The 17,478-nt window shown below is 50.8% G+C and carries 15 protein-coding genes and 1 pseudogene; 1 reads left to right on the forward strand and 15 read right to left on the reverse strand.

Annotated features, from left to right (window positions below; genetic code table 11):
• Positions 1 to 134 precede the first annotated feature (134 nt).
• The 5 genes from tig to rpsO all read right to left on the reverse strand — a co-directional run bounded on the left by tig (position 135) and on the right by rpsO (position 6,473).
• Positions 135 to 1,439, reverse strand: a complete 1,305-nt coding sequence (tig, locus tag RIN67_RS07660) for a trigger factor (RefSeq protein WP_056943529.1) — start codon at positions 1,437 to 1,439, stop codon at positions 135 to 137.
• A 250-nt stretch (positions 1,440 to 1,689) separates the two neighbouring features.
• On the reverse strand, positions 1,690 to 2,880 hold the full coding sequence (gene tuf, locus RIN67_RS07665; RefSeq protein ID WP_024746119.1) for an elongation factor Tu: 1,191 nt from the start codon (positions 2,878 to 2,880) through the stop codon (positions 1,690 to 1,692).
• 171 nt (positions 2,881 to 3,051) lie between these two features.
• Positions 3,052 to 3,984, reverse strand: a complete 933-nt coding sequence (locus tag RIN67_RS07670; RefSeq protein WP_264999311.1) for a hypothetical protein — start codon at positions 3,982 to 3,984, stop codon at positions 3,052 to 3,054.
• A 77-nt stretch (positions 3,985 to 4,061) separates the two neighbouring features.
• Entirely contained in the window at positions 4,062 to 5,921 is a 1,860-nt protein-coding gene (locus RIN67_RS07675; protein ID WP_264999310.1) for a ribonuclease J, read from the reverse strand.
• Between the two features lie 282 nt (positions 5,922 to 6,203).
• Positions 6,204 to 6,473 (reverse strand): 30S ribosomal protein S15, encoded by a 270-nt coding sequence (gene rpsO, locus RIN67_RS07680; protein WP_024746116.1) that lies wholly within the window; start codon positions 6,471 to 6,473, stop codon positions 6,204 to 6,206.
• A gap of 278 nt (positions 6,474 to 6,751) precedes the next feature.
• Between rpsO and rpsT the strand changes: the two genes are divergently transcribed.
• Positions 6,752 to 7,006, forward strand: coding sequence for a 30S ribosomal protein S20 (gene rpsT / locus RIN67_RS07685; RefSeq protein WP_024746115.1), 255 nt, complete (start codon positions 6,752 to 6,754; stop codon positions 7,004 to 7,006).
• An 83-nt stretch (positions 7,007 to 7,089) separates the two neighbouring features.
• Here the strand turns inward: rpsT and holA are convergent, their stop codons facing one another.
• The 10 genes and pseudogenes from holA to typA form a co-directional block, all read right to left on the reverse strand.
• Positions 7,090 to 8,124: a DNA polymerase III subunit delta gene (gene holA, locus RIN67_RS07690; protein ID WP_264999309.1), complete on the reverse strand. Its 1,035-nt coding sequence runs from the start codon at positions 8,122 to 8,124 to the stop codon at positions 7,090 to 7,092.
• Entirely contained in the window at positions 8,121 to 10,349 is a 2,229-nt protein-coding gene (locus tag RIN67_RS07695) for a DNA internalization-related competence protein ComEC/Rec2 (protein WP_264999308.1), read from the reverse strand. Before RIN67_RS07695 ends, holA begins: the two co-directional genes overlap by 4 nt.
• Positions 10,350 to 10,387: 38 nt before the next feature.
• Entirely contained in the window at positions 10,388 to 10,858 is a 471-nt protein-coding gene (locus RIN67_RS07700) for a ComE operon protein 2 (RefSeq protein ID WP_024746112.1), read from the reverse strand.
• Between the two features lie 45 nt (positions 10,859 to 10,903).
• Complete coding sequence (locus tag RIN67_RS07705) at positions 10,904 to 11,578, reverse strand: helix-hairpin-helix domain-containing protein (RefSeq protein ID WP_264999307.1); 675 nt, start codon at positions 11,576 to 11,578, stop codon at positions 10,904 to 10,906.
• Positions 11,579 to 11,666: 88 nt separating this feature from the next.
• Positions 11,667 to 12,731, reverse strand: coding sequence for a SepM family pheromone-processing serine protease (locus RIN67_RS07710; RefSeq protein WP_264999306.1), 1,065 nt, complete (start codon positions 12,729 to 12,731; stop codon positions 11,667 to 11,669).
• 1 nt (position 12,732) lies between these two features.
• Complete coding sequence (gene coaD, locus RIN67_RS07715; RefSeq protein WP_264999305.1) at positions 12,733 to 13,218, reverse strand: pantetheine-phosphate adenylyltransferase; 486 nt, start codon at positions 13,216 to 13,218, stop codon at positions 12,733 to 12,735.
• The gene (gene rsmD, locus RIN67_RS07720; RefSeq protein ID WP_264999304.1) at positions 13,215 to 13,778 is read right to left on the reverse strand and encodes a 16S rRNA (guanine(966)-N(2))-methyltransferase RsmD; all 564 of its coding nucleotides are present in this window, start codon (positions 13,776 to 13,778) and stop codon (positions 13,215 to 13,217) included. The genes coaD and rsmD overlap by 4 nt, the downstream gene beginning before the upstream one ends.
• Positions 13,775 to 14,062: pseudogene (locus RIN67_RS07725) on the reverse strand (YlbG family protein). The gene rsmD and the pseudogene RIN67_RS07725 overlap by 4 nt, the downstream one beginning before the upstream one ends.
• Positions 14,063 to 14,076: 14 nt before the next feature.
• Positions 14,077 to 15,258 (reverse strand): FtsW/RodA/SpoVE family cell cycle protein, encoded by a 1,182-nt coding sequence (locus RIN67_RS07730; RefSeq protein WP_264999303.1) that lies wholly within the window; start codon positions 15,256 to 15,258, stop codon positions 14,077 to 14,079.
• Positions 15,259 to 15,632: 374 nt separating this feature from the next.
• Positions 15,633 to 17,477 carry a translational GTPase TypA gene (gene typA, locus RIN67_RS07735; protein WP_024746105.1) on the reverse strand — a complete coding sequence of 615 codons (1,845 nt, stop codon included), beginning with the start codon at positions 17,475 to 17,477 and terminating at the stop codon, positions 15,633 to 15,635.
• Between the last annotated feature and the right edge of the window lies 1 nt (position 17,478).

Here is a 17,478-nt window from a genome sequence, read left to right on the forward strand (position 1 = left end):
GTCATTGGTGTACTATACCACAGTTCCGACCGTTAGAGAATTAATCCGTCTCCACATGACATCGGTCAGCTAGCGTGCTAAAGAAAAACCGGGACAACAAATTGTCGTCCCGGTCAGACCTGTAAGACTCTAAATTAGTCTTCAGCGTCCTTCTTCTTGTCTTGCTTAGCAGAGTCGGCAATTAAGTCAACGGCCGCCTTGATGGCGATATCATGCTTCAGCATGTCATCGGATAAAGCACTGCGAACGGCGCTTTCTTCCATCCCGTATTGACCAGCCAAGTCCTTAACTTCGGCCTTGATTTGGTCTTCCGTTGGTTCGATCTTTTCAGCTTCAACAACGGCTTCCAGAACCAAGTTCGTCTTAACCCGCTTTTCAGCACCGTCAGCGAATTGCTTCCGCAAGTCGTCTTCCGTGGTACCAGTCAGCTGGAAGTACATCTTTGGTTGGATGCCTTGTTGTTGCATGTTAGCCAAGTATTGATCCATTTGACGATCGATGTCGTCCTTGATCATGGCTTCTGGCACTTCCGCGATTTCGGCGTTGTCAACAGCTTCGCTGATGGCTTCGTCTTCAATAGCATCGTGTGCTGCCGTCGTCTTTTGTTCCTTCAGACGATCCTTAGTCTTGGCCTTCAATTCGTCAAGGCTGTCAACATCTTCGTCGACGTCCTTAGCAAATTCGTCGTCCAATTCTGGCAATTGCTTTTCCTTAACTTCGTGAATCGTAACCTTAAAGGTTGCTTCCTTATCACGTAAGTCTTCGGCTTGGTAATCCTTAGGGAAGGTCACCTTAACGTCAACGTTCTCACCGGCCTTATGACCAACTAATTGGTCTTCGAAGCCAGGAATGAAGGAGTTAGAGCCCAATTCCAAGGAGTAGTTGTCAGCCTTACCACCATCGAATTGCTTGCCATCAACGTAACCGTCAAAGTCAATCACGACCGTGTCGCCCTTAGCAGCGGCTTCGTCTTCCTTCAGAACTAATTCAGCTTGTTGTTGACGTTGCTTTTCAAGTTCAGCGTCAATGTCCTTTTGGTAAACCCGGGTGTTTTGCTTCGTAACACTCAAGTTCTTGTATTCGCCCAATTTAACGTCTGGCTTAACCGTCACAACGGCCTTCAAAACCCAAGCCTTACCCTTATCCATGGATTCAACATCCACTTGAGGTTGGTCGACTGGTTCGATTTCAGTATCCTTGATAGCTTGTTCGTAAGCATCTGGTAAGACGATGTTTAAAGCATCTTGGTACAATGCTTCTTCACCGTACATTTGATCAAAGATTTGACGAGGCACACGACCCTTACGGAAGCCAGGGACAGCCAGGTTCTTCTTGGTACGTTGGAAAGCCTTGTCTAAGCCTTCCTTAATCTTATCAGGCGCGATTTCAAAGGTTAATTCACCTTTAGTTGCGTCCTTTTTTTCCCACTTTGCAGCCATTGTATTCCCTCCGAAATGAAAGATATTACTATTTACAATTCTAGCAATTGCATACTGTATTAGTGTACCTTAACCATTGCCAATTGTAAAATGATTTTTGCTTAAAAGCCGTGAATGACGGGCACTTGCCCGGGTAACTTAAAATTTTTGGTACCCGTTTTCCTTCTCGATTTCAAGCAAAGAAAAAGGGACTGAAAAGTTAAACTTTTCAAGCCCCTTTTTGCGGTACGTCTTAATTAACCGAAGTTAATTAGTCGTCAATTTCCGTAACGGTACCGGCACCAACGGTGTGGCCACCTTCACGAACAGTGAACTTCGTACCCTTTTCAATGGCAGCTGGTTGGATCAGTTCAACAGTGAACGTCACGTTATCACCAGGCATAACCATTTCTACGCCATCAGGCAATTCGATAACACCAGTGATATCAGTGGTGTGGAAGTAGAATTGTGGACGGTAGTTGGAGAAGAATGGCGTATGACGGCCACCTTCTTCTTTGCTCAAGATGTAGACTTCACCCTTGAACTTTTCGTGCGTTTGGATCGAACCTGGCTTAGCCAGAACTTGACCACGAACAACTTGGTCACGGTTAATCCCACGAAGTAAGGCACCAACGTTATCCCCGGCTTCACCAAGGTCCAACGTCTTCCGGAACATTTCCAAACCAGTAACGGTCGTCTTCAAAATGTCGTCATGTAAACCAACAATTTCAACTTCGTCACCGATCTTAACAGTCCCACGGTCGATACGACCGGAAGCAACAGTCCCACGACCAGTGATCGTGAAGACATCTTCAACAGGCATTAAGAATGGCTTGTCGTTGTCACGTTCTGGCGTTGGAATGTAGTCATCAACGATGTCCATCAGGTGTAAGATAACTTGTTCTTGTTCCTTGTCGCCTTCAAGAGCCTTCAAAGCGGACCCACGAACAACAGGAATATCGTCACCAGGGTAATCGTATTCGGACAGCAATTCACGAACTTCCATTTCAACTAAGTCAACCAATTCGTCATCGTCAACTAAGTCGGTCTTGTTTAAGAAGACAACGATGTAGTTAACACCAACTTGGCGAGCCAGCAAAATGTGTTCACGCGTTTGTGGCATAGGACCATCAGTTGCGGCAACAACTAAGATCGCACCATCCATTTGAGCGGCACCAGTGATCATGTTCTTGATGTAGTCAGCATGTCCTGGGGCATCGATATGCGCGTAGTGACGCTTTTCCGTTTCGTATTCAACGTGGGCGGTGTTGATCGTGATACCACGTTCACGTTCTTCTGGAGCAGCATCGATATCTGCGTAATCTTCGGCCTTAGCTAAACCTTTGTCAGCCAATACCTTAGTGATTGCAGCAGTTAAAGTCGTCTTCCCATGGTCAATATGGCCAATAGTACCAATATTTACATGGGGTTTAGTTCTTTCATAATGTTCTTTTTCAGCCATTAATGAAACCCTCCTGTATTTTATCGTAAGAACGGTTAACTTTCAGACGAAAATTAATCACTCTTTGCGTAAAATTATACTACTTCTTCCCTGAAAGGGAAAGCTGGAACCCTTCCAAAAAAGAATCCTTGACTAGTATATCTGCTCCCGTTTTATTTGTAAACTAAAATATCACGAATTTTCGGAATTTTCGTCATTTACGGCAGCAAATAAAGCCTCTAAGTGCGTCGTCAAGCGCTTTTGCCAGTCTGCAATTACTTTGCAATCCGTTTCAGAAACGGTCTGGTCCAGTGGTCGACCCGCGAGCCAATCGACCCACGCTTGTGGCTGCGTAATAATTTCGTCAGCAAAAGGATACAACAACATGAGCTGTAAGTTAAGCGTTTGCCGAACATTTGCTGCTAATCCGGGATTATTTTGAGCGATTTGCTCTTGTAAGTAGGCTAAAGCTGCTTGAGCCGCCTCCCCTTGCGTTACCCCAATCAGCTCTCGGGTCGCCACCGTATGGACCTGATCGTCTAACCAGTGGAGTTGCACCGTCAGGTCGACCCGCAGCCGGTACAGTTCCTCAAGGAGCGTCGCCCGTAAGAGGGGGTGAAGGAACGGATCGACTAATAAATACCGCGTCCCTTGCAAAAACTTGGCTAAAGGAAGCTGGTGGGCTCGTAACAGGCGCTGCTGTTGTTCGCGCAGTGGTGCATCCCCCAAGTGATAAAATTGTTTCGCAATCACGTTTTGTGTTGCCGCTAACTGTGTGCTAGCCGTCTGTTCAGCCGTGGTAATCCGCTGAATTCCCGCGGTTCGCCAGGCGGTTGCTTGGGGCAATTCGCAAAGTTCCCGCGCAAAAATAAACTGTTGATTATGCAGGGCAATCGTCAGGCGCCAGTTAAACCAGGTATCACTGGTCAAATACGCCCCATCGTTTTCTGCTGCAATTTGTTCAGCCGCCAAATACTGCTGATCTTGAAATAAACTAACTGCCAGGTATCGGTTTAGTTCCGGCGTTTGTTGTGCCTGATACAACGTGGTAAATTCAGCACTAGCCGTAGACCACTTGGCAGCCTGATAAGCAGCCAGGGCAGTTTCAAAAGTTGGTTGTGTCATCTATTGATCTTCCCCCATCTTTTGCGTGCGAAAATGGACCGACAGCCCCTTCGGACTGTCAGTCCACCCTTCACAACTTAAGCTTCTGATTTGTTCGCTGACGCAGCGGTGTGTTGCTTGCCACCGTGGCGCCGACGCCGATGATTCCGGGACTTATGTTGACCACTTTGTGTGGCATCCGTCTTTTGTCCCTTGGTCTTATGCGTCTTAGGTGCCTGTGCTGGCTTTTCGGGCGCCTTCTTGGCGTTCTTCGACTTGCTCGACCGCCGATGGTGTTGGTTAACTTCCATAATAACTGGTAAGATCACGGGCCGGCGATGCGTCTGTTCGAAGAGATAATGACTCAGGTGCTCCCGAACGTCTTGCTTCAAGTGTCCCCAATCGAACTCTTTATTATCCAAGTTATTCTGAACCGTCTTGCAGATAATCTGAGAGCTTTCCTGCATGAGGTCCTTATTAGCCTTGACGTAGACAAAGCCACGGGACGTAATCTTAGGCTCCGCCACAATTTGCTTTTTCTTACGGTCAATCGTCACGACCGCGATGAAGATGCCATCGTCGGCTAAGACCTTCCGATCACGCAACACGATATTTCCGATGTCCCCCACGCCGATACCGTCGATCATGGTATCACTCACATCGATACCTTCACCTAAGCCCATTTGGCCGTTCTGATACGTCAAAACGTCGCCTTTAGCTAGGATAAAGATATGGTCCGGATCCATCCCCAATTCCAGGGCAGCTTGCGCGTGGGCGTTCAGCAACCGGTATTCACCCTGAATAGGAATCAAGTACTGGGGCTTCATCAGGTTCAACATTAACTGCAGGTCCCGCTTGTAGGCGTGTCCTGACGAGTTCAGTTCATCCGAGATGGCTTTAACTTCGCCACCTGCTCGGTAAACCATATCCCGCGTTTGAGCAACCGTGGTATCCATGGCATGGGACGGGGTCGTCACGATGTACACCAAGTCTCCCGGTTGAATATTCAATTGTTTTTCTTGTTTATTCGCCATCCGCTGAATGGCCTTGATGGGTTCCCCCATCTTCCCGGTCTGAAGAATAACCGTTTCGCCCGGCTTTAATGCGTCTAACTGGTCGGGAGTCACTAACAAGTCATCATCAAACGACAACTTTCCTAGCTTCATCGCGGTATTCACGATTTTCTCCAAGTCACGACCCGTCAGGCAAACCTTCCGCCCCGTCTTCACGGCGGCATCAAAGATTTGTTGGATCCGTAAAATGTTGGAGGCGACGCAGGCCACGATGATGCGGCCATCCCGATAATGGAACGTTTCTTCAATCGATTCAGCTAACGTCTGCTCGGAAGCATTCATGGCTGGATTTTCGGCATTGGCTGAGTCACTCAATAGTGCCAGGACCCCTGCTTGGCCAATGGCCCCTAACCGCGCGTAGTCGGTCTGGTACCCTGGCTTAGCCGTTTGGTCAAACTTAAAGTCACCGGTGTACACGATGCGTCCTTCGTCAGTCTTCAAAACGATTCCTAAGGATTCCGGAATCGAATGCGTGGTGGCGAAGAAGGAAACGACCACGTCGCCAAAGTCAATTTCCGTTTTCTCATCAATGACGTGAAAATCATCGTATTTTTTGACCTTAGGCTCAGCCGCCACGTTAATTTTGGCCAACGCGATGGTCATTTCAGACCCAAAGACGGGAACGTTGAATTCACTCAAAAAGTACGGTAACGCACCGATGGCGTCCGCGTGACCATGCGTCAGGAAGACGCCCACGATGCGGTCCTTGTTCTCCCGTAAGTACGACCAATCTGGAATCACTACATCGATTCCCAATAACTCATTTTCCGGGTACTTTAACCCGCAATCTAAAATGTAAATGCTGCCATTAACGTCCACAGCATACATATTTTTCCCATTCTCGCGAACACCGCCGAACGGGATGATCTTAATCTTTGCACTCATAAGTCCACCTCAAATAACTCTTTCGTCATTAAATTTTATTCCGGTTATCTCCCGGTTCTTACTTGCGGGTAACGTCCACCGCAATTCGTCCGTAATAAACTTCCTTCAGTCTATCATTTTTAGAGAATTTAGGAAAGCCATTAGTGTGCGAACCGCCGAGCTGACGGCATTTTTATTATTTGAGGTCATCATATGTAGTCCTCAGGCCGATCCATCACCTAACCGCCACAACAAAAAAGGTCCGCCTCAAAAAATGAGGGGACCTTTTAGCGGTGCGACGAATTAACGACGCAGACCTAAGCTCTTGATCAATTCACGGTAACGTTGAACGTCAGTCTTCCGTAAGTAAGCCAACAGGTTACGACGGTGACCGATCTTCTTCATCAAACCACGTTGTGAATGGAAGTCCTTACGGTGGGCTTGCATATGAACGTTGATTTCGTTGATGTCAGCAGTCAATACGGCAACTTGAACTTCAGTCGACCCCGTATCGCCTTCGTGACGTGCGTATTGCTTGATGATTTCGTTCTTCTTTGCTTGACTAATAGCCATGGTAAATTACCACCCTTTCAAATAAGTGCCTCAAACTGAGTAAACCGTCGGTGGCCGCCGGACAAACTAAGTTAGAGGTTTGTGCTTAAAGCACGTAAACTATACTACTGGACTTGGCCCAAAATAGCAAGTCTTGTCTTCTTAGAACCTATCAAGTAAAATTACTTTACAAGAATCACTAGCCAGCTATTGCATTCGGCTGGTGGCTTCTGTATAATAGCATACGTTGAAATTAAGATTTCCGTATTAGGATTTCTCATCTCGGAGGTGAAATTTTCATGCCAATCATCAAATCAGCAATCGAACGTGCCAAGACCAACGTTAAGGCTAACGAACGTAACTCCGCACAATTAAGCACGATGCGGACTGCCGTTAAGCGGTTCGAACAAGCGAAGACTGCCGGTGCCGACAACGCAGAAGAATTATTCCGTGTTGCTAGTGCTGCTGTTGACAAGGCCGCTTCAAAGGGCTTGATCAAGAAGAACAAGGCTTCCCGTGACAAGTCACGGATGGCTGCACGTTTAGCTAAGTAATCAATTAATCAATCGCGATTAAATGATGCATGCATGCAAAAAAGACGCGACCCTGCGGGGTGGCGCCTTTTTTATTCGCTCATTTACACCGTCGCCTTCTGCCCCGCAAACTGGGTCATAAACAACGAGAACAGCAATTCTGGGTCCAGCGTACTGGATTTCATCTGCCGTTCAACTCGAAATAGCCCCAGGTACGCCCGATTCAAATCGGTCAACTGAAACCGGCGCTGAGTTTGTAGCGCCAGCTTCACCCGGTAGGGATGCACTCTTAAGGTGCTTGCCAGTTTTCCTTGACTGTACCCCTGCTTGGCCAAGACCTTGGTCTGAATCAAGAGACGGAACTGGCCTTGTAAAATCGCGTTGATCCGCAGCGGTTCCTCTTTGGCCTGCAAAAGTTCTCGGTAAAGCGTTACGGCCCCCGCCGTATTCTTCGCCAGGACCCGATTGACCAGATCAAAAACGTTCTGCGTTAACGTCTGGCGGACCAACCCCGTCACGGCCTCAAGTTGAATGGTCTTTTCCGGTAACGAAAACAGTTCGAGCTTCGCCTTTTCGTTCATCATTAAGGTCAAGTCGGCATCCGTCCGTTGCACCAACTCATTCAACGCGTCCGGAGCAATCGTACACCCATCTCGCTTGACCTGTGCTTGGAAAAAGGTCCGAACATCCCGTTCCGAAAAGTCGCCCAATTCAATCGTTGTGGCGGCTTTTTTGAGTTGCTTCACAATTTTCTTGCGCCCATCCAGCTTAGCGTACGGCGCAAAGAAAACCAAGACGGTGCTGGGCATTGGGGCCTTTAAGTACTTTTCTAAACTATCCAGATCATGGTCGACCTTACTTTTCTTGGCCTCCCCCGTCAAAAATGTCGGATTATCCAGGCAGACCACCCGGCGCTCCCCAAAAAAGGGCGCCGCCATCGCATCGTCCAACCCTACCGCCAGTGGTACGGTCTCGAGATCGTAGCTAGCAAAGTTCATGGTCTGTTCTTCTGCCGGAACCAACTGCTTAAACGCCGTTTTTAAGCGACGCTGAAAGTAAGCCATCTGCCCCATAATCAGGTACACGGATGCCGTCGCCTTCCCGGATTGTAAATTCTTTAATAAGTCTGTGATTGTCATTCAGGCGGTTCCTCCTTCAAGTTTAGGGCCGTGGTCCACCAACCACGCTGTCCCCAATAAGTATATTGAATCATTCCCCGCTCCTGCGTATTCAAAACGGGGATCTGTTGCTGGGCTAAAGTGGCCTGTGTAACCGGACTAGGGTGCCCGTAGCGATTATGCCGACCTGATGAGATGATGGCTAACGCTGGTCGCAGTTGCGCGACGAATTCCGGTGCCGTTGCGGTATCACTACCATGGTGCCCCACTTTTAAGACGTCCGTACGTAACGTCGGCGCCAGCGCCATCATCCGACGCTCTCCCGCCTGATCCAAGTCGCCCATGAAGAGGAAGCGTCGCCCGCCGAACTGGCCCTGTAAGGCCAACGAGCCACCATTATCCGCCACCCCCGGCGTTAAGGGGTGCCAAACGCGTAGTGCCGCCGCATCCCCCACTTGTAAGGGCCGCACCCGTTGCCGAACTGCCAACGGTAGGTGGCGTTGCCAGGCGGCCTCCGTCTCCATCCCCGCGGGAACGTAAATCGCCGCCACTTCAAAATTCGCCAAGATGGCCGGTAAGTCCCCAATATGGTCCGCATCATGGTGGGTCAGATACACGGCGTCCAAGCGCCGAATTCCCCGGCTCTGCAAGTACGCGACCACGGTAGCCTGGGCCCCGTAACTCACGGGTGCTCGTGGCGCCCAAGGCGGTTGCGGAACGGTCAGGCGTCCCCCGACATCAATAAGGCTCACGCGGCGATTCCCCGCCTCTCGAATCAAGATACTATCCCCCTGACCCACGTCAAAGAAACTAACCTCTCCAGTGGGGGGATGGTGGATGATTCCAAACGCCAAACCGTAACTGACACCTAATACCACCAACCAAATACGTCGCCGCGGAACGGGACGACTAAACACCCACCAGGTCAAACCAACCCAGGCGAGCGCTAACCACCAGGGAGGGCGTCCAAAAACCACATTGCCCGGTAAATGAGCCGCCCAGGTCAAGACCGCATCAAAGGCCCCTAAGAGGCGTGCACAGCCGTCCGCTATCTCCGGCAGCCAGGGTCCTAAGACGGTGCCCACCACCGTTACCGGCAATAAGACGACTGAAAAAAGGGGAACCACTAGCCAGTTGGCAACCAGGGTTAAAACGTGCCATTGAAAGATACCATACAGCAAGACCGGCAACCCCAACAATAGTAACCCAATCTGGCGCCACCGGGGCGTCTCTTGCTGTAGCAGAATCAACCCCAGCGAAAGGCCGTAACTCAACTGACCGCCCAGTTCGACTAGCAGCCCCGGATTGGTCAGCAGTCCCACCATCAAGGCTATCGTCCATCCGGTTAATGCGTCGGGCAAGTGTCCCAGACGTTGGCCCATCAACTGAACCCCGCGCATCCAACAGGCCCGAGTCACACCACTACCACCACCAGCCAGAATGGCATAGCCGGGCAAAAAGAGTAGCAACCCCCACTCCCACCACTCACGCGGCAGGCGCAGGTGAACGGCTAACCATTCCCCCACAGTCAACCATAGGGCCACGTGCAAACCGGAAATGGCAAAAAGATGAATGATGCCTAAACGTTGCATCCCCATCAATTCCGCCGTAGCTTCCGGCGCCCGAATCCCTGGAAACAACCCTAAAGCATAGACTCGCAACGCACCCGGCAAGTGCTCACAAGCCCGTATCAGCCGGACCCGTTGGCGGTGCCACCAATCCGACCACCACTGCCACCCAGACGAAGCCGCAGGCCGGATCTGCGGCGAAGCTGTCAGTCGTAACGTGTTGGCAATCCCCCGATGGCCCCAATACGCCGCACCATCGAACTGGTTTAGGTTGGGGGCCGGCAACAGACCTTGCTTATCGCCACGGACCGTCCAGAGCGTTGGCCCTGACAGTTGCCGCAACCGCTGATAATCCGCCGCGGTACGTGCAATCCCGGACACAACTAGCCGCTCCCCATCGGGCTGTTGGCCAACCACCCGATAGCGATTCCCCCGAAAATGCAGGTCATCCGGCTGAACGCGTAACGTTGTGGCCCAGGCCGTGGCCTGGGTTGGTGACAATCGCAACCGTTGCACCTGTACTTGGTGCCACCCAAACCAGAGACCCGCAACACAGCACACGCCTAGTGTCAGCCACCAAATCCGCATCTGGCGTAAACACCAGATGCGTCCTAAGGTCACCAGGGTTAGGCCGCTACCGGCCACGGGGTGACCATTGAATATCAAGGTCAGCGCCATTACCGGCCAGCTCATCAAAAACCAATAGGCGCCGCTCACTAGTGGTCAAATAACGGAAGGTGCGTCAGAAGGTCCGGCGACACGTCAATCTGGTTGACCGTCACGTGCTTTAATTTCAAAAGTTTTTGCGCGTACGGATCGTTATGGTAATTCCGGAGATACGTAATCTTGGTAATTCCCGCCTGCAACAGCATCTTAGTGCATTGCAGACACGGAAAATCCGTCACGTAGATTTCCGCATTGGCCGTTGGCTCTCCAAACTTCGCGCACTGCAACACGGCGTTCATCTCGGCATGAATCGTCCGCACACAGTGTCCGTCCACTAAGTAGCATCCCTCATCCAGACAATGGTCGTCACCGGAGACCGACCCATTATAGCCGCCTGCGATGATTCGCCGATCCCGGACGATGATCGCCCCGACCGAGAGCCGATTACAGGTACTCCGTGTCGAAATCACCAACGCTTGCAGCATAAAGTATTGATCCCAAGGAATCCGTTCTTTTTTCACGTTCATAGCCCCATTTCGCTTAATATTCGTCTAGTATACCACGCCCTAAGTGGTCAGTTGCGCTTGTAGCCGGGCCACCGTCTTCTCCCCGAAACCGGCGACCTGAGTCAAATCATTGACGGTCTTGAAGTCCCCGTGTTCCGTACGGTAATCCACGATTTTCTGGGCTTTCTTCGCCCCGATTCCCGATAATTTCTGTAAATCCGTGACGGTGGCCTGATTCAAATTAAGGGGCGCGTCCGGCCCGGCTGACGAGGCAGATGTCGTCGCACTGCCCCCCGCCGATCCTGGTGCTGACCCGTTCGTTGCGGGGGCCTTCTCGCCTTTTTTCGGCAGATAAAGTTGCTGTTGGTCCACCAGTCGGGTCGCGAGATTAATCTTCTGCCGGTCGGCACGTTCGGCCAAGCCCCCCGCTTCCCGAACGGCATCCGCAACCCGCATTCCCGACTTAAACCGGTACAGGCCCGGCCGTTGTACGGCCCCCTGAACATCGACCACCACTTCTGTAACACTCGATTGACTGGCAGTCGTCCCGGCCGGATGCGTGACCGAAGATTGTGCCGCCCGATTAACGGGGGGCGTAGCGGGGGGCAACGGTGCCGGCGTTGCGGGACGCAGTAAGAACCAGCCTAGGAGCCCGACCAGCAAAATCCCCAGTCCTCCCATGATCACTTGACGGTCGCGTGTTTGAGCGTCCCACCAGGTCTTTAAACGTTCCATGTGCATTCCTCCCTTTCACGGTTAATTCCGTAAAGGAGGTCCCTTTTACGCAAAAAAATCCTTTCGCCGTAACGAAAAGATTCTCGCTTTACTTATTCGGATGGGTCTTTAAGTACTGTACCGCGTCTTTAAAGGAGGTCACCGGGACCACCTTCATCTTCGGCGCATAACGCTTCGCCGTGGCCTTAGCCAACTGATAGTTGGTTTGGTGGTTCTCTTCGTACTTTAGAATCAACTTATTCGGTTTGATGTAGGGGGCAAAGAAGACCGTTGCACCGGCTCGTTTCACCGCAATAATCTTTTTGTCGATTCCCCCGATTTCACCCACGTTACCGTCACTATCGACCGTTCCCGTACCGGCAATTTTACGACCCTGTCGTAAATTCTCACCGGTCAGCTGTTGATAGATCTGGAGGCTAAACATTAACCCTCCAGAGGGGCCACCAATGTTTCCTGGATCCACCGTCACCTTGGTCTTAGGCGTCACTTTTACGTTATCCGTCAGCGTGATGCCGATACCGGCCTTCTTAGTGGGCAATCGCATCAGCTTAGCGGTCGCCGTCTTCGTCTGTTGATTATGCTTAAACGTAATCGTGGCCTTAGCCCCCACGGGTTGCCGCTGAATATAGCGCTGATAACCAATCATCTGATCAAAGTGGTGACCATTGACCTTGGTCACGGTATCCCCTACCTTTAATTGCCGTTTGAATGGCGAATTTGCGTCGACGCTAAGCACATAGATTCCTAGATACTGCCGCTTAACTGGACGCTTGGCAGCATGGTAAGCCGTATAAATGGCTTCATTGATGGCACTTTGCATGTAGAAGTTCTGGACCTTATCGTAAGTCGCGTTGCTTTCGCCCCCGGTCACGGCCTCAACCGGTTCAATCGTGTAATAGGGGTTGAACTTCGCGTAGAGATAGCTTACCGGGCGGGCTTGTGCCAACGCCACCGACGTAATCATGAACTTTCCCGACCGCTTATCCGCATGGCCCGGCATCTTCACAAACGTCTTAAGATCGTCCGCTTCTCCCGGCCCTTCAATGTACCGGGGTAAGGGAAAGAGAAAGAAGGCCAAAATCGCGACAACGGCCAGTGCCGTCCCTAAGATCTGCCACCACTGCCGCCGCGAGAGCTGTCGTAATCGTTTCATCTTAATTGCCACTTCCTAAGCGCGCTTGTAGGGCGGCTGCCACTGCTGGTGGCACCAGGCCCGTCAAATCACCGCCGAATTTTGCAACTTCGCGTAATAGGCTCGAAGATACGAACTGGTAGCGGGCATCCGCCATCAAACAAACCGTCTCGATAGTCGCATCGAGATGCCGGTTCATTCCCGCGATTCCTTGTTCGTACTCAAAGTCCGTACTATTCCGCAACCCCCGAATCAACACCGTTGCGTGCATGGCGTGCATGAAATCCACGGTCAGGCCAGACTCAATCCGGACCGTCACGTTTGGCAACTGCTGGACACTCTGTTGAATAAAAGCCATCCGTTCTTCCGGTGTAAAAACACCCGTTTTCGCCGTATTCTGCCCAACGACCACCACTAACTGATCGACCAACCGACTCGCGCGCGTGATCAAGTCCAGGTGACCGTTAGTCAGTGGGTCAAAACTGCCGGGAAAGACCGCAATCGTCATGCTGACTCACTTCCTAACGCATAGATTGTCAAAACGGTAATCCCGTAAGTGCGCCGTTCAACAAACTCGTATCCCGACACCTCATCCGGCAGCTCTGCATTCTGATCGGTCTCGCACACGATCCGTGCTCCTGGCGCCAATAAATGCAGTTCGCGCAACTGGGTCATCTGATCCACAATCTTTTGCTGGGCGTACGGCGGGTCGAAAAAGACTAGGCTAAATTGTTCGCCTTGCCGGGCCAACTCCTGTACCGCCCGGTTCGCATCCCGCTTTAAAATGGTAAAGCGTTCAGGAGCCTTGGTCACCGCCACGTTGTCCTTGATCGTTTTGATGGCCGCGTACTGCCGGTCAATCAAGACCGCACGATCAATGCCCCGCGAAACGGCTTCGATGCTGAGTCCCCCCGACCCCGCAAACAAGTCGAGGCTTTGACCACCTTCAAAGTACGGGCCGATAATGTTAAACATGGCTTCCTTGACCTTATCCGTGGTGGGCCGGGTGGCCATCCCCGGGACAGCCTTTAACCGGCGACCACCAAAGTCCCCTGCTACGATTCTCATGCTTCATCATCCTTTGCTTCATCAGTTTCGCTCAACTTATCGCTCACACCGTTGAACGTCTCGCTAATCTGTGGTCAATTCGACGGGACGACCCGTTTCACGAACCGCAGTTGTTTCAACTGGCCCGTTAATTTCTCAACATCCTCACGGTTCACATACAGGACCACGTACCGCATCTTCTTCGAGACATACATCACGGTCCCGTAACGTTTTAATTGACGCGTCTGCTTCAAGCTATAAGTGTAGACGATCAAGCTCTGACGCGGTTGCATCGTAAACGCCATAATTCCCATCTCCTTTACTCGTTTTCTTCTGTGGGAGCCGCAACTTGCGGCTGATACCCCTTCTGGCGGGCACTAATATTCAAGACTACCCCAAAGACTAGGGCCAGCGTTAACGTACTGGACCCCCCATAACTAATGAACGGGAACGTGACCCCCGTAATGGGCAGCATCCCCAAGACCCCGCCTAAGTTAAAGAACGACTGCACGGTCAGGTAAGTCGCCGCACCGTAACAGATTAACCCATAGTAGGCCGAGTGACAATTCTTCCCAATATAGACGATTCGGATAATCATGATAAATAACAAGGTAATCACGAACAACGCGGTCACCAGCCCCAGCTCCTCAGCCAGAATCGCCATGATAAAGTCCGTATTAGGTTCCGGTAAGTACCCCGTCTTTTGGATACTATTCCCTAACCCAACACCAAAGACGCCCCCGTTACTTAGTGCATAGTACGAGTTCACTAATTGTTGACCAGAATCTTGTGAATTGGCGAAAGGGTGCGTAAACGCCACGATTCGCTGTAACTTATACGAATTCTTGGCAAAACTCATCTGAGACAACCACGTTAAGACCGGCAAGACCACGAAGACCGCGAGCAAGACAAAGCCCACTAGGTACGCACTCGCCCGTTTATAATTAAACCCACTAGCTAGAAACATCACCACCGCAATGGTGGCGTTAATGGCCGCTCCCCCTAAATCCGGTTGCGCCAGGATCAGACCGACGATACAGGCCGTAATCACGATGGGCTCCATAAACGTCGACCACCAGCCGTAATTTTCCGCCAAATCATCTTGCCGCTTCGAAATAGAATAGGCCACAAAAATAATCAGGTAAAACTTCATGAACTCGGCGGGTTGAATCCCCACCGGCCCAATCCGAAACCAGCCGGCCGCCCCGTTGATGGTCTTCCCTACTAGGAACAATCCCAGTAACGAGAGTAACGCCACCCACAATAGCCGACGCTGCAGCGTCTTATTGCGCAACTTATGTAAATTCAACGATAAGGTAACCAATAAGATGCCTAGGCCTAACCCGACATAAATGGTCTGCTTCACCAGATACCCAAACGGACTCCCGCCATTTTGGGACCCAATATCGGCACTCGCCGAATACACCATGACGATTCCCAGGATACTTAATACCAGATACGGAACCATCAACCAATAATCCAAATACTTTAGTTTTCGCATCGTTTAACTCGCTCCAAGTCCGTCGCTAGGTCAGCGACAAGTCAACTACCACCAACTAACCAGTGGCTTATGGTGCGTCAATCAACAGCTCATCCCGTTTGAATGTCTCACCACAACTCATTCAGATCATCCAAAATTGGGCATCGCTAAGCCAACCAGCCCGACTGATTGGCTCATGACCTGAACTTAGGACGTGAGTTGCCCAACGCCCTTACCTTTAGCCAGTTAGCCCCAGAAGTACCCAGCGCTAACGCCTCGTTTTATTGAGTATTTTCATTATAGCATAGCCCCTAATGAATTTTTCAGACAAAAAAACCGGAAGCTATACGGGACAACCCGTACCACTTCCGGTAAAGTTTCGCTTAAAATTTAACTTACTTGTTATTCCCGTGACGTAACTTCTTGGCAGCCTTTTCCCGTTCACTCGTGTTCAGGATTTGCTTCCGCAGACGAATGTGTTCTGGGGTAATTTCACAGTATTCATCTTCGTTGATGAATTCCAGTGATTCTTCCAGAGACATCACTAATGGCGTCTTAACCTTCGCAATATCTTCAGAACCGGCGGCCCGGACGTTAGTTTGGTTCCGGCCACGCGTGATGTTCACGGAGATGTCGTTTTCCCGGCTGTTTTCACCGACGATCATCCCTTCGTAAACTTCCGTTCCGGCAGGCGTAAAGATCGTCCCCCGGTCTTGGATTGCCATGATGGCGTAAGTGGTTACCTTACCAGAGTTGATGGAAACCAGCGTCCCGTTCCGACGACCAGGGTTCCAGTTCTTGATAACTGGCAGGTACTTGCTGAAGGTATGGTTCATGATTCCGTAGCCACGCGTCATGGACAGGAATTCGGTTGCGTACCCAATCAAGCCCCGTGAAGGTGCCAAGAACGTTAACCGCGTTTGACCGTTCCCAACGGCTTCCATGTTCTTCATTTCACCCTTCCGCTTGGAAAGCGTGTCAATGATAGAACCGGTGTATTCGTCAGGCGTATCGATCTGAACGGATTCGAATGGTTCGCAACGCACGTTATCAATCGTCTTGTAGATAACTTCTGGACGGGAAGCTTGTAATTCGTAGCCTTCACGCCGCATGTTTTCAATCAAGATGGACAAGTGCAGTTCCCCACGACCAGAGACTACCCAAGCACCTGGGTTATCCGTGTCGTCGACCCGCAATGAGACGTCAGTGTGTAACTCCCGCTTCAACCGTTCTTCGATTTGACGAGACGTCACAAACTTCCCTTCACGACCAGCAAATGGTGAGTCGTTAGTCCGGAAAGTCATCTTCAAGGTTGGTTCGTCAATCCGCAGTAATGGAAGTGGCTCTAAGTGTGCTGGGTCCACAACAGTTTCCCCAACGTTGATTTCTTCCATCCCGGAAACGGCAATCAAGTCTCCGGCCTTAGCTTCCTTGATTTCCAAGCGCTTCAGACCAAAGTACCCGAATAACTTAGTTACCCGGAAGTTTTGCTTCGAGCCATCCAACTTCATAACCGTAACGCTGTCACCGACCTTGATCTTCCCTCGGAAAATCCGACCGATACCAACCCGGCCAACGAAGTCGTTGTAATCCAGCATGGCAACTTGGAACTGTAAAGGTTCGTCTTCGTTGTCGATTGGCGCTGGAATGTGCTTAACGATGGTGTCAAAGATTGGCTTCATGGTGTGTTCTTGGGTATCCAAGTCAGGATCGAAGCTAGACGTCCCGTTCATGGCAGAGGCATAAACCACTGGGAAGTCCAGTTGGTCTTCATCGGCCCCTAATTCGATAAACAGGTCCAATACTTCGTCCACAACTTCAGAAGGACGAGCGCCCGGACGGTCAACCTTGTTGATTACAACGATTGGCGTTAAGTGTTGGTCCAAGGCCTTCTTCAGAACGAACCGCGTTTGTGGCATCGTTCCTTCGTAAGCATCGACAACCAACAGCACACCGTCAACCATGCGCATGATTCGTTCAACTTCACCACCAAAGTCGGCGTGTCCTGGGGTATCCAAGATGTTGATTTGTTTGTCTCCGTAACGAACCGCCGTGTTCTTCGACAGGATCGTGATTCCACGTTCCCGTTCAATGGCGTTAGAGTCCAAAGCCCGGTCCTCAATGGACGTGTGTTCGTCCAACGTATCGGACTGTTTTAACATTTCGTTGACAAGGGTCGTCTTCCCGTGGTCAACGTGGGCAATGATGGCAATGTTACGGATATCATCTCTGGTTTTCAAG

Origin of the sequence: Levilactobacillus namurensis, from assembly GCF_032197885.1 — a bacterium.
Classification (GTDB): Bacteria; Bacillota; Bacilli; order Lactobacillales; family Lactobacillaceae; genus Levilactobacillus; species Levilactobacillus namurensis_A.

Excerpts from the sequence above, each read along its gene's own strand:
- tig (WP_056943529.1), bottom strand. The coding sequence starts at position 1,439 with ATGGCTGCAAAGTGGGAAAAAAAGGACGCAACTAAAGGTGAATTAACC.
- tuf (WP_024746119.1), bottom strand. The coding sequence starts at position 2,880 with ATGGCTGAAAAAGAACATTATGAAAGAACTAAACCCCATGTAAATATT.
- RIN67_RS07670 (WP_264999311.1), bottom strand. The coding sequence starts at position 3,984 with ATGACACAACCAACTTTTGAAACTGCCCTGGCTGCTTATCAGGCTGCC.
- RIN67_RS07675 (WP_264999310.1), bottom strand. The coding sequence starts at position 5,921 with ATGAGTGCAAAGATTAAGATCATCCCGTTCGGCGGTGTTCGCGAGAAT.
- rpsO (WP_024746116.1), bottom strand. The coding sequence starts at position 6,473 with ATGGCTATTAGTCAAGCAAAGAAGAACGAAATCATCAAGCAATACGCA.
- rpsT (WP_024746115.1), top strand. The coding sequence starts at position 6,752 with ATGCCAATCATCAAATCAGCAATCGAACGTGCCAAGACCAACGTTAAG.
- holA (WP_264999309.1), bottom strand. The coding sequence starts at position 8,124 with ATGACAATCACAGACTTATTAAAGAATTTACAATCCGGGAAGGCGACG.
- RIN67_RS07695 (WP_264999308.1), bottom strand. The coding sequence starts at position 10,349 with ATGGCGCTGACCTTGATATTCAATGGTCACCCCGTGGCCGGTAGCGGC.
- RIN67_RS07705 (WP_264999307.1), bottom strand. The coding sequence starts at position 11,578 with ATGGAACGTTTAAAGACCTGGTGGGACGCTCAAACACGCGACCGTCAA.
- RIN67_RS07710 (WP_264999306.1), bottom strand. The coding sequence starts at position 12,731 with ATGAAACGATTACGACAGCTCTCGCGGCGGCAGTGGTGGCAGATCTTA.
- coaD (WP_264999305.1), bottom strand. The coding sequence starts at position 13,218 with ATGACGATTGCGGTCTTTCCCGGCAGTTTTGACCCACTGACTAACGGT.
- rsmD (WP_264999304.1), bottom strand. The coding sequence starts at position 13,778 with ATGAGAATCGTAGCAGGGGACTTTGGTGGTCGCCGGTTAAAGGCTGTC.
- RIN67_RS07730 (WP_264999303.1), bottom strand. The coding sequence starts at position 15,258 with ATGCGAAAACTAAAGTATTTGGATTATTGGTTGATGGTTCCGTATCTG.